Here is a 13,315-nt window from a genome sequence, read left to right as displayed (position 1 = left end):
AAACACTTTAATGTATTATGACTAAGAATAGACCATTTAAAACAGCATTTTTCTCAACCTTAATCCTTTCTATTTTCATTGTTGGATTCCGAATAGTTTCTTTTAAAGAACCAAAAATTTCACTCGACAACTACAAAGTTGAAGAAGGATTTGAGTTAAGTATAATAGCCTCCGAACCTTTTCTAAAAGCACCCGTAAGCATAGACTTTGACAATAAGGGTCGTATGTGGGTGGTAGAAATGATTGGTTATATGCCAAATCTCGAAGGCATTGGTGAGGAAGAACCCAATGGCAAAATCTCTATTTTAGAAGATTTGGATAAAGATGGTGTGATAGACCATTCTAAAGTCTTTTTGGATAAACTCGTTTTACCAAGAGCATTGGCTCATGTTTATGGAGGGTTGTTATATGTAAATGGCCCAAAACTTTGGTTTGTAGAAATAAAAAATGATAAACCAGGCAAAAAAACGTTAGTTGACCCAATATATGCCGAAGGTGGAAATGTAGAACATTCATCTAACGGATTAATGATGAACATTGACAATTGGATTTATAATGCCAATCTAAATTTTAGGTATCAGTTGAAAAATGGTAAATGGCTGAAAGAACCAACAAGCTATCGGGGACAATGGGGAATTACGAAAGACAATTTTGGAAGACTATATTATAACAGCAATGCCACTCAATTAAAAGGAGATTATGTATTGCCTAACAAAGTGATTCGGAATAAATACTTTAAGCCATTAATTGCTGAAAATCAAAAATTGACTAATGATAGGGTTTTTCCAATACATCAAACTTCGGTAAATAGAGGGTATCAAAAAGGGGTTTTAGACGAAAAAGGATTTTTGATAGATGTTACTGCTGCTTGTGGACCATTGGTTTATAGAGGAGCCGCTTTCCCTAATTCTTATAATCAAAATGCTTTTGTCTGTGTGCCTGAAGCTAATCTTATTAAACGAAATATTCTTGATTTTAACAATATTCAAACTACAGGCAGTCAAGCCATAGAAGGTAGAGAATTTATCGCTTCCACGGATGAGGGTTTTCGTCCAGTAAATTTGTTTAATGGTCCTGATGGTGCGATGTATGTGGTAGATATGCACAGGGGCATTATTCAGCATAAAGCTTATATTTCACAATATCTAGCTGAACAGCTTGCTGGGAAAAAATTGGATACTTTGCAAAATGCTGGGCGTATATTGAAAGTAATCAGTAAAGCAAACAGACTATATTCAATTTCCGATTTATCGAAGGCTACAAATAAAGAATTACTTGCGCTTTTGAGCCATCCAAATGGCTGGTTAAGAGACCGTTCACAACAATTATTGATTCAAAAGAAAGATTTTTCTGGCATAAAGGAATTAATCAAATTAACCAAAAGTAGTAATGAAGTTTCAACTTCTATTCATGCACTTTATGTTTTAGAAGGCTTAAATTTTCTTACTTTTGAAATGCTGAGTGATATTATAAAACAATCAAAACAGCCTGAAACCATTGCCCATGCCTTAGGTCTCTTAGAGCGATTTGCATCCATACAAACTGTATCTAAAATGGGAGCTATAAGTACCCAATTATTGGCTCAAAATAATAAAACAGTAGACCTTTATTTGTCAATGTCGATGAATGCTTGGCTAAAATTATCAGAAGTTACGTTCATGCCAATTCTTTCACAAATAGACCAAAAATATACAAATCAGAAAATATATCAAGAAGCAATTGCCAGTAGTCTTGAAGGTAAGGAAGCACATTATCTAACAACTATGAATCCAAATGAAATACTAAAAAGTAACTTAATATTAGCAGTAGCAAACCATCAGAAAAAAGAATTAAATTCAATTTATGTATTAGAAAAAAACGAAGTAGATAACAGAACAAAAGGCTTAAAACTATTCAGAACAATTTGTTCCACTTGCCATGGTGCTGATGGTAAGGGTATTCAAGATTTGGCACCGCCACTCAAAGGTTCTGAGTACATTGATGGCTCAATGAAACGTTTGGCTTCTATCATTTTGCACGGTATCAGTGGGCCGATTCACGTAAATGGGAAATTATACCAATTAAATAATGATATGCCTGGACTAATCAGTAATAGTTCAATAAGTGACCAAGATATTGTAGACATAATTAAGTATACTCAAAATGCTTTTGCCAAAGTTGGAAAAGGAATTACTGTTGATGACGTAAAAAAACTGAGAGTTAAAAAACCTGAAGGAAGTGGTGTTTTTAACGAAAAACTATTGTTGGAAGGTAATTTTGAATAAGCGTGACGACCATGTGTCTCAAATGAAACCCTGCATAAATAGTAGAATAACCATTAAAATAAATTGATAACTAACCTTCTGATTATTATGATCAATTTTAAGATTTAATGGTGATAAAATAAACGATTCAAAATCTGATTATGAAATGTAAATGAATAATTTATTCATGTATCTTTTTTACATAAATACACCTCTTTTAACAAACAATCTTAAGATATAAATTTGGTCAGTAATTGTCTGAAAATCATTAAAAAAAGGAACTGTTACTGATTCTGATGAAATTCCTTCGCTTACAAAAGTGGTTTTTGAAATTCAATTCCATCGAACTGGAATTTGGAAAAGCCATTGGTAGAAATCACCCCTAAAAAACTCAACAAATGAAAATATTAATTACTGGTATATTTTTGCTTTTATCCACCGTAATTTACTCGCAAAAATCAGACGATTTTATTTATGCTAAAAAATTTACGTACCAAACCCTCTCAAAATATCAAAAACAACTATTTGATGATTTCATAGAAGAACAAATGCCCAAAGGTTCAACATTGAGATTAGATGAAAACACCGCAACAAGAGGCATTATGCGACTGTCTTGTGCATTGTTTTATAGAAATGAAGCGGGTGATGTAGAAAATGCTGTGAAAATTATTAAATGGATTTTTACATGTCAAAATTTGGATGAAAAGAGCAAAGATTACGCAGTTTGGAGAGGAAATGGCAAGCCAAGCGAAAACTACGATCAAAATATGCGTGAGTTTATCGGTACGGATTTAATAAGCATTTATCATAAATATAAGCAGAAACTCCCCGAAGACGTACGAAAAGAATTGGAAGTTTGTTTGATTCGTACAGTCAAAGGAGCATTGATGCGAAACGTAAACCCTGATTATAACAATATCTCAATTATGAGTTCATTTATGATGGAATACGTAGGCACTGAATTTAATATTCCCGAATATAAAAATGCAGGTTTAATAAAAGCCAAAGCCATTTATAATAATTTCTTGAAATACAATACCTTGTGTGAATACAACTCACCGACCTATTATGGTGTTGATTTTGTGGGTTTAGCACTTTGGCGAGAATTATCATTTTCAAGCGAAATGAAAGCCATGAGTAAAGTACTCGAAAAGGAATTATGGTTAGATGTAGCTACTTTTTACAACGCCAATCTTCAAAATATCTCAGGTCCATATTTAAGGGCGTATGGCATTGACATGAAAAATCGCACGCAATTGTAGGTACTTGGATAGCAATGGCAATTGATAATCCACAAATAGCTACTATTCCAGGCAAAAATGGCGTGCATCCTGAGCTTGAATTTATCGTGCCGATTGTGGAAATGGGCATTTTCATGCCGATGCAAGCTTTGGAACAATTTAAGAAATTTGATGCCCCAAGGTTTATTACACGAACTACGTCCAATTACTATGAAGGTGATAGATTGAAAAAAGTAACTGCATTTATTCAGAAAGATTGGATGATGGGCGGTCTTTGGGGAAATAGAAAGGTTTCGCATATTTTAAAAACGGGTACTATCCACTGGAAAGCTGAAAATGGTGATATTGGATGGCTTTTCGTGCCAGGCGAAGGCAAAACCAATGTAAAAGTCGATGAAACGAGGATGAAAATCTACTTGGCCGATACACTCGCCAAAACGTTCCAGATTTATGTTTATTCAAAAAATATCAAGCCAGAAAACCTTAAAGAAACCGTCTGGAAATTGCCCAATATGTCATTGGGAATAAAAACCGACCTAAATCTCTTAAAAACCGAAATATTATCCCAAGCACTGATTAATTCAGAAGGTGTTGGTTCAAAAGATTATCCTTTTGTAATCAATGTGATTTATGAAATTCCTGTGAATTGGAATATTGAGAACCCATTAGTAGAAATAACCCCAAAAAAATAACCCTTATACTTTAGCCTGTAAAATACAGTCTTTTTCAATTTTGAAGTGCATCAAAAAGTGTGGGGCAAAATATTTTTAGGGTAGTTAATCGGTTTAATACTCTATTTTAAAATCATACTTTTAAAGATTAAATGTGATTACCCCCACTTTTTGATGCGCTCAAAGAACAAGCCCTTCCTACATCTTCCCAATAATTAAAGTTCAATATTCAATTTGGAGTGCATCAAAAAGTGTGGGGCAAGCACTTATTATTTCAAGAAAGGCCGTTTAAGATTACTTATTGAACCTCATTTGCTTTGAGGCTAAGAGCATCAAAAATCATTTGCCCCACACTTTTTGATGCTCTCCGTAACCAATGATGTAAGAAATCCCACAATAGATAAAAAGGAATTCTTATTTGTTATGAAAAACGATTTAACCTTGTTAAAAACTTGGCTAAAAATAAGTTGAGTTATGAGTAAATAGGTAGGAAAAATGTCTTTTAATTGTATTATTTATCCATCGTATCATCTGTTCATTTTCTAACCATGATTTCAATCAAATACGACCTCCAACCCCAAGATTTATCCCAAAAAATTAGTACATTCTGGCACATTTCAGGCGAAAAAATACTTTCCATTGAGCAAAATTATGATGTTTCAAAAGGCTCACCCGTTTTTACTAAACAAGGAAAATACACCACTCGTGGCTGGACAGAATGGACACAGGGCTTTCAATTTGGCTCGGCAATTTTGCAATTTGATGCTACGGGCGAACAAGAATTCCTTGACATTGGACGAAAAAATACGATTAAATTCATGGCTCCTCACATTAGCCATATTGGCGTACACGACCACGGATTCAACAATGTTAGTACTTATGGAAATCTGCTACGCCTCATGCGAGAAGGCAAAATTGCTCTGAACGAATGGGAGAAAAATTTTTATGAATTGGCACTTAAAATTTCGGGAGCAGTGCAAGCGAGTCGTTGGACGACTGTTCAGAATGGCGGGGTGCCGCCCAGCGGAGTGCCGCCCACAGGCTTTATTCATTCATTTAATGGTAGTCATTCTCTTTTTGTAGATACCATTCGTTCATGTCGGGCTTTGGTTATTAGCCATCAGTTGGGTCATGTTTTTCAAGGCGAGGGCGATATCAAAATCAATATGCTGGATAGGGCTTTGCAACACATAAAAGCTACGGCAGATTATTCGGTATTTTATGGTGAAGGTCGAGATTCTTACGATGTTTTGGGTAGAGCTGCCCACGAGAGTATCTTTAATGTGAAAGATGGCAATTTTCGTTGTCCAAATTCTCAACAAGGTTATTCAGGTTTTACCACTTGGACAAGGGGGTTGGCATGGGCAATGTGTGGCTTTGCCGAGCAATTGGAGTTTTTAGAAACGCTCGAAGAAGCCGAACTTGGAGCTATTGGTGGTAGAATTTTTATTGAGAAATATATGCTAAAAGCCGCACGTGCTACTTGTGATTTTTATATAGAACATACTCCCATTGATGGAATTCCATATTGGGATACAGGTGGACCCAATCTACATAAATTAGGTGATTATTTGAATGAAAAAGCAAATCCGTACAATGATTTTGAGCCAGTTGATAGTTCGGCAGCAGCCATTGGTTCGCAAGGTTTATTGAGATTAGGCAACTATTTACTACAAAAAGGCGAAACCGAAGCAGGAAAAAAATACTGGCAAGCGGGACTAACTGTGCTAAACTCGCTTTTAGATGAGCCTTATTTGAGTAAAAATCCAGCCCATCAAGGATTGATTTTACATTCTATTTATCACCAACCAAATGGTTGGGATTATGTACCAGAAGGTAGCAAAATTGCCAATGGCGAGTCATGTATGTGGGGCGACTATCACGTTCGTGAAGTAGCACTTTATGTTCAGAAAATCATTAATAATGAGCCTTATTATACGTTTTTTAATTGTTTGTAAAAGTTGTGGAGCGAACCGAGCGACGGTCGCAGCATCCTGTTAGTCATTAAAATTAATAAAAAGTGGCAGAAAAATTCAAACCAAAATATACAAGAGTAGCTCAATTAAAAACTGCACAAGATTTACGAAATTATCTTGCGATAAATCATGTAAAATTAGATTTTGATGATGAATTGCTTTTTGGCGAAAATTCAGTTTTCAAGAAAAGAGTAAAACTAAATTCGGGCAGAGAAATCGGTAATAGCCTTTGTATTTTGCCAATGGAAGGCTGGGACGGCACAGCAGATGGTCGCCCAAGTGAGTTTACCAAAAGACGTTGGCATAATTTTGCCATCAGCGGAGCAAAATTACTGTGGGGCTGTGAAGCCGTTGCGGTTACACACGAAGGAAGAGCAAACCCACGTCAATTGGTGATAAATGAGGCTAATTTTGAAGAATTTGTTAATTTGTATCAATTACTCATTGACAAGCATTCAGAGAAATTTGGCTCGACTACCGACCTTTTGATTGGGCTTCAATTGACTCACTCAGGTAGATTTTGCAAACCCAACGATAACACAAAATTTGAGTCGAAAATCTTATATCATCACCCAAAACTCAATAAAAAGTTCCATTTGAGCGATGATTACCCTTTAATGACCGATGAAGAAATTGATGCTTTGATAGAATATTTCATCAAAGCCGCAGTTTTGGCACAAAAAGCAGGATTTCATTTTGTGGATATCAAGCACTGCCACGGCTATTTGGGACATGAGTTTTTGAGTGCTTACGACCGAGAAGGAAAATACGGCGGCAGTTTTGAAAATCGTACAAGATTTTTGAGAAATATCGTAGAAGGCATCCAAAAAGCAGCACCAGGTTTAGAAATTGGCGTAAGGCTCAGTGCCATTGATTTTGCTCCATTCAAGAAAAGTGAAACAGGCGAAGGCGAACCAGATTTGGCTCAAAATCAAACGTATAAATATGCTTTTGGCTGCGACGATTCGGGAGTAAAAGTAGATTTAGAAGAACCGAAAGCATTTCTCCAAGTAGCACAATTACTTGGAATTCAGTTGATTTGTGTAACTGTTGGCAGCCCCTATTATAATCCTCATTTAACAAGACCTGCACTTTTTCCACCATCCGATGGCTATCAACCGCCCGAAGAACCTCTGGTGGGCGTTGCTCGCATGATTGATGTGGCCGATGGGCTTAAACAAGCATTTCCTGACTTGGTAATTGTTGGTTCGGGGTACTCGTATTTGCAAGAATGGCTACCCAATATTGCTCAAAATGTGCTACGAAACAATAAAGCCGATTTCGTAGGATTTGGCAGAATGGTGCTTTCGTACCCAACCATGCCCGACGATATGCTGAATGACCACCCGATTCAAAGAAAACTTTTGTGCCGTACTTTCTCCGATTGTACGACCGCCCCACGAAATGGTTTATATTCGGGTTGTTTTCCATTAGACCCAGTTTATAAAAATCATCCGCACGCCGAATCGCTCAAAACTTTTAAAAACGAACTATGAAAAAAGTAGCATTAGTTACAGGTGGAAGTCGGGGAATTGGTTTAGGAATTGCCCAAAAGTTGGCACAAAATGGCTTTGATTTAGCAATAAATGGTATCAGAAGTGAAAATTTCGTGCAAGATGTTTTAGGGAATTTAAGAGAATTGGGTGCGAAAGTTATTTATTGTCAAGGGGATATTGCTTCGACCGAAGATAGAGAATCAATGCTCGAAAAAATCAAAAATCATTTTGGCAGATTAAATATTTTAGTAAATAATGCTGGTGTTGCTCCCAAAGAACGCAATGATATTTTATCCGCCACCGAAGAAAGTTTCGATTATGTAATTTCAATAAACTTAAAAGGGACATATTTTCTGACACAAGCAGTTGCTAACTGGATGATTGAGCAAAAAGCTGATTCAGAAAGTTTTACAGGAAGTATTATTACAATTTCGTCAATTTCGGCAACCGTTGCTTCAGTCAATCGGGGAGAGTATTGTATCTCAAAAGCAGGTTTGAGCATGATAACGCAACTTTTTGCTACCCGATTAGGTGAATTCAATATTCCAGTGTTTGAGGTTCGTCCGGGCATCATCAAGACCGATATGACCGAAGGCATTACCGAAAAATACGATAAACTCATTGCCGGAGGACTAACCCTACAAAAACGTTGGGGTTTTCCAGACGATGTAGGAAAAGCCGTCGCCGCTATAGCCAAAGGAGATTTTCCTTATTCGACAGGGCAAGTTTTTATGATTGATGGCGGATTAACAATTGCAAGGCTTTGAATAAAAATAGTCAACGGTCAACAATGATTTATATAGAATAAATTTGTCCATCAAATATTTGTACCTAATGAAACGAACTGTCTTTTTTATGTTACTGCTTTTTTTCTGTGCAAATCTGAGTGTTTTTGCTAAAATTGCAAAGAATATTAAAGTATCCTATCAACCGATAGATTCGCTTTCGATTGCTAAAGGTCAAATATTATTTACTCAAAACTGTACCAGTTGCCACCAAATCAGAGTAGATGGTATTGGACCAAGATTATCAGGTATTACAAGCATCACTTCGCAGGCATGGGTAAAGAAATTCATAAAAAACTCGCAAGAGGTCATTGCTGCGGGCGATGAACGAGCAACTCAAGTATTTCTAACATATAAAAAGGCAGTTATGCCTTCTTACAACCATTTGCAGGAAACAGAACTCAATGCCATTGTTGATTATTTGGGTACGACTACGCCTATAAAAAATAATTTCAAGAAAAACTATGGCGAAGGCCTCAAAAATCCAATTCCTGAGCCAATCGAAGTTTCTAATCTTGTCGTTGATATAAAACAATTTACGCAATTTCCTCTATCAAGCGAAGGTGGAAAATATCCCCTTACTCGCATCACAAAACTTGCTTCTCAGCCAAGTACAGGGCAAATTTTTGTAAATGATTTACGAGGAAAGCTATATAAAATTGAAGGAAATATGCCTGTTGTATATATGGACTTTGCTCAGTTGATGCCAAATTTTATTCAAAACCCAGGTTTGGCTACTGGTTTTGGAAGTTTTGCTTTTCATCCAGATTTTCTTAACAACGGTCTACTTTACACAACTCATAGCGAAAAAACAGGTTCAGCAAAAGCAGATTTTGCTTATGCTGACTCCATAAAGGTTTCATTGCAATGGGTGCTTACCGAATGGAAAATTGATAATCCAGCTTCGGGAGTTTTCTCAGGAAAACCTCGTGAAATGATGCGAGTGAATGTAGTGTCCGTCATTCATGGTGTGCAGGAAATCACTTTTAATCCAATGGCAAAAAAAGGCGATGACGATTATGGACTTTTGTACATCGGAATTGGCGATGGAGGAGCAGCCGAAAATGGTTACGCTTTCTTGACAAATAAAGAAGAACAAATTTGGGGTAAAATATTATGCATCGACCCATCGGGCAGGAATAGTAAAAATGCTAAATATGGTATTCCTGCCAACAATCCTTACGCAAAATCGACTAATAAAAAGGCTTTGAGGGAAATATATGCGAGCGGTTTTCGAAATCCACATCGAATCATGTGGACGAGCAAAGGCGATATGCTTACTGCAAATATTGGTCATGGTAATATCGAATCTTTATACAAAATCGAAGCAGGGCGAAACTATGGCTGGCCGATTCGAGAAGGAAAATTTTTGATTCATACCGATGGAGATATGAATCAAGTTTATCCTTTGCCCGCTAATGATAAAGTCTTTAACGTAACTTATCCAGTAGCCACTTTCGATCACGATGAAGCCAAGGCTATCACCGGCGGCTACGAATACACAGGCAATTTAATTCCAGCATTAAAAAGCAAATATTTGTTCGGCGATGTTCCTTCAGGAAGATTATTTTATCTGGATGTAGCCGATCTCAAACAAGGGCAAACAGCAAAAATAAAAGAGTGGAAACTAACGCTTGATGGCAAAATTGAATCCCTCAGAAATTTGTGTGGTAATGATAGAATTGACTTACATTTTGGTATTGATGCCCAAGGAGAAATGTATATCATGACCAAAGCCGATGGAAGCGTTTACCAGATTGTTGGGGCTAAAGAGTAGCACAAGGTTCTAAATGTGCAGAATCTAATTCGGTTATTTAACATTTTTTTATGTTCTGTAAGTTTCGCTCATCCGAAAAAGGTGAAAACTTTTTTTTATTATAATTTCTAATCACCCTTAAACTATTAAGCAAATGATGAAAAAATTTACACGCCGAGATATTCTCAAGGCAACAATTCCGAGTTCGCTTGCCTTGATGGCAATTCCGACCATTATCCCCTCTACTGCATTTGGGGCAAATGACCGTCTACGAGTTGCCGTCATTGGTATTAATGGGCGAGGCAAAGACCATATTTCTGGATTTATGAAGCAAGACAATGTGGAAGTTGCCACCATTTGCGATGTTGATAATGTAGTGCTACAAGCTGGAGCAAAGGCTTTTGAAGAAAAATACGGCAAAAAAGTAGCGACCGAACAAGATTTACGCAGAGTGTATGACGACAAAAGTATTGATGCCGTCAGCATTGCTACGCCCAATCATTGGCACGCATTGGCAGCAATATGGGCGTGTCAGGCGGGTAAAGATGTGTATGTGGAAAAGCCAGGTTGTCACAACCTATTTGAAGGCAGAAAATTGGTAGAAGCCGCCACCAAATACAACCGAATTGTACAGCATGGTGTACAACTGCGTAGTTCAGTGGCTATTCAAGAAGCCATTAAACATTTGCGAGATGGACTCATTGGCAAAGTGTATATGGCTCGTGGAACGGTCTATAAATGGCGACCAGATATTGGAAATCTCGGAAAATCACCTGTACCAGATGGCTTAAATTGGGATTTGTGGCAAGGACCCGCCCAAGTCCGAGATTTTAGTAAAAACTACGTGCATTACAACTGGCATTGGTTTTGGGACTATGGCAATGGCGACATTGGCAATCAAGGAATCCACGAAACTGACTTGTGTATGTGGGGTTTAGACGTAGGCTTACCCGAAACCATCACTTCTGCGGGAGGCAAATATTTGTGGAATGACTGTAAAGAAACGCCCGAAGTGCTGACTTCGACCTACAATTATCCAAAAGAAGGAAAAGTGATTCAATTTGAGGTGCGTCCATGGATGACCAATAAGGAAGATGGCGTAGAAGTTGGCAATATTTTTTATGGTGATAAAGGCTACATGGTCATCAACGGTTATTCAGATTACAAGACCTTTTTGGGCAAAAACCGTGAACCCGGTCCGGCCCGAAATGCTGGTGGCGACCATTACAAAAATTTTGTAGAAGCAGTGCGTGCTAAAGATAAAAAGATTTTAAATGGACCTGTAGAAACGGCACATTTGGCGGCAAGTATTGCCCATTTAGGTAATATTTCTTATCGCTTGGGCAGAACTTTACATTTCGACCCTACCAAAGAAATATTTATAGGTGATAAAGAAGCCAACGCCATGCTCACTCGCAAATACAGAAGCCCTTATATTATACCGGATAAAGTGTAACCCCTGAAACCTACCACCCACTATGAATCAAAATTCCACAACCAAACAACTGTTAAAACTACCTGTAATTGTGGCTGCGTTGGGCTATTTGGTAGACATGTACGACCTATTTCTGTTTAGTGTCGTGCGTGTACCAAGCCTAAAAGCCCTTGGTGTCGCCGATGATAAACTCTTACCCGAAGGCGTTTTCCTACTCAATATGCAACTGGCAGGACTACTCATTGGCGGCGTACTTTGGGGCATTATGGGCGATAAAAAAGGGCGATTATCGGTGCTTTTTGGTTCAATTATTCTCTATTCTTTGGCAAATATGGCAAACGGATTAATGCAAACTTTACCTCAATATGCCGCCCTGCGGTTTATTGCAGGGGTGGGTTTAGCAGGAGAACTTGGCGCAGGCATTACACTCGTTGCCGAACTTTTACCCCAAAAGCTCAGAGGTTATGGTGCCGTCATTGTTGCAACTATGGGTGTTTTAGGGGGTATTTTAGCCTACTTCGTAGCCGATTTGTTTGAATGGCGTATCTCCTATTTTGTGGGCGGTGGCTTAGGTTTATTGCTGTTGATATTAAGGATCAACGTTTTTGAGTCTGGTTTATTTCTAAAAATAAAAAGTGAAAAAATAGATAGAGGTGATATTATGATGATTTTTGGCAATGGGAAAAGGATAAAAAAATACTTTTTGGCAATCGTTGCTGGTATGCCTATTTGGTTTGTGGTAGGGGTTTTGGTAACTTTCTCCCCCGAATTTGGCAAAGCCCACGGACTGCCCCATGCAATCATTGCTGGCAAAGCCGTTATGCTCTCATTTTTTGGGCAAACCTTCGGCAACTTGGCTTGTGGTGTGTTAAGCCAAAGGCTTCAAAGTAGGAAAAAAGCCATTGCTATTTTCATGTTACTTTCTTTCGGTACAATGCTCGTTTATTTATTAGCACCCATTGGCTCAACGTTGTTATTTTATGTCACTATTTCTATCATTGGTTTTTTCAATGGCTACTGGACGTTATTTGTCATGATGGCAGCTGAACTTTTTGGCACCAATATTAGGGCAACCGTTGCTACTTCTATTCCAAATTTTGTACGGGGGTCTGCAATTCCGCTTACGTCTGCTTTTGCTTTTCTGAAAACAAATACCAGTTTGGGCGTAAATAACGCCGCCATCACCATTGCTACGATTACTGTTGTGGTCGCTATGTCTGCTTTGTACTTCCTGGAAGAAACGTTCTCAAAAGATATGAATTATGTGGAGTAAGGGGGTGCATCAAAAAGTGTGGGGCAAATAATTTTTGATATAGTTATTTTATGAATATTGAGTTTAGTTAGCTAACAGTTATTGAATTATTTAAAAGAATAATGGGTATTGGTAATTTTTAACTGATGAAGCTGTTTAAACTTTAATTTTTTTACTGATTTTACGCAAGAAAATGACTGAGAATGCAATAAAATGTAACGCAACCCAATTTCTGACTGAGAATTCAAACCTGACCAAAAGTGCTTTAAAACCATCAATGACTGGCCGTCCGCCCAGCGTTGGGGGTTCACTTAAATTTGAGGCTAACTTCCCGCCAAAGACACTTAATTATTTGATACATAATTACTTACGAGTAGAATAATTTTAAAAATGGCATGTTTTTTAAGGTCTTTTTTATGGATAACTTCCTAAGTATTTTAACCTTTTTATATCATTTTTA

The 13,315-nt window shown here is 37.5% G+C and carries 9 protein-coding genes; all 9 read left to right on the top strand.

All coding sequences use genetic code 11. The annotated features are described in order from the left end of the window. Window positions 1-17 precede the first annotated feature (17 nt). The 9 genes from AC1W31_RS13620 to AC1W31_RS13580 all read left to right on the top strand — a co-directional run bounded on the left by AC1W31_RS13620 (window position 18) and on the right by AC1W31_RS13580 (window position 12,876). Entirely contained in the window at window positions 18-2,264 is a 2,247-nt protein-coding gene (locus AC1W31_RS13620; RefSeq protein WP_481735011.1) for a PVC-type heme-binding CxxCH protein, read from the top strand. A gap of 377 nt (window positions 2,265-2,641) precedes the next feature. Beyond that, window positions 2,642-3,505, top strand: coding sequence for a hypothetical protein (locus AC1W31_RS13615; RefSeq protein ID WP_481735010.1), 864 nt, complete (start codon window positions 2,642-2,644; stop codon window positions 3,503-3,505). Window positions 3,506-3,519: 14 nt separating this feature from the next. Further along, window positions 3,520-4,176, top strand: a complete 657-nt coding sequence (locus AC1W31_RS13610; RefSeq protein WP_481735009.1) for a hypothetical protein — start codon at window positions 3,520-3,522, stop codon at window positions 4,174-4,176. 527 nt (window positions 4,177-4,703) lie between these two features. Next, complete coding sequence (locus tag AC1W31_RS13605) at window positions 4,704-6,113, top strand: glycosyl hydrolase (protein WP_481735008.1); 1,410 nt, start codon at window positions 4,704-4,706, stop codon at window positions 6,111-6,113. Window positions 6,114-6,175: 62 nt separating this feature from the next. Further along, a complete protein-coding gene (locus tag AC1W31_RS13600; protein WP_481735007.1) occupies window positions 6,176-7,627 on the top strand; it encodes an oxidoreductase in 1,452 nt (483 codons plus the stop codon). Beyond that, window positions 7,624-8,394: a 3-ketoacyl-ACP reductase gene (locus tag AC1W31_RS13595; RefSeq protein ID WP_481735006.1), complete on the top strand. Its 771-nt coding sequence runs from the start codon at window positions 7,624-7,626 to the stop codon at window positions 8,392-8,394. Before AC1W31_RS13600 ends, AC1W31_RS13595 begins: the two co-directional genes overlap by 4 nt. 67 nt (window positions 8,395-8,461) lie before the next feature. Beyond that, window positions 8,462-10,189 (top strand): PQQ-dependent sugar dehydrogenase, encoded by a 1,728-nt coding sequence (locus tag AC1W31_RS13590; protein WP_481735005.1) that lies wholly within the window; start codon window positions 8,462-8,464, stop codon window positions 10,187-10,189. A gap of 136 nt (window positions 10,190-10,325) precedes the next feature. Continuing rightward, the gene (locus AC1W31_RS13585) at window positions 10,326-11,624 is read left to right on the top strand and encodes a Gfo/Idh/MocA family protein (RefSeq protein ID WP_481735024.1); all 1,299 of its coding nucleotides are present in this window, start codon (window positions 10,326-10,328) and stop codon (window positions 11,622-11,624) included. A 22-nt stretch (window positions 11,625-11,646) separates the two neighbouring features. Beyond that, on the top strand, window positions 11,647-12,876 hold the full coding sequence (locus AC1W31_RS13580; protein WP_481735004.1) for an MFS transporter: 1,230 nt from the start codon (window positions 11,647-11,649) through the stop codon (window positions 12,874-12,876). The last annotated feature ends 439 nt before the right edge of the window (window positions 12,877-13,315 follow it).

This window comes from Arcicella sp. (assembly GCF_964672035.1).
This window is presented reverse-complemented; position numbering and strand designations above follow the sequence as displayed.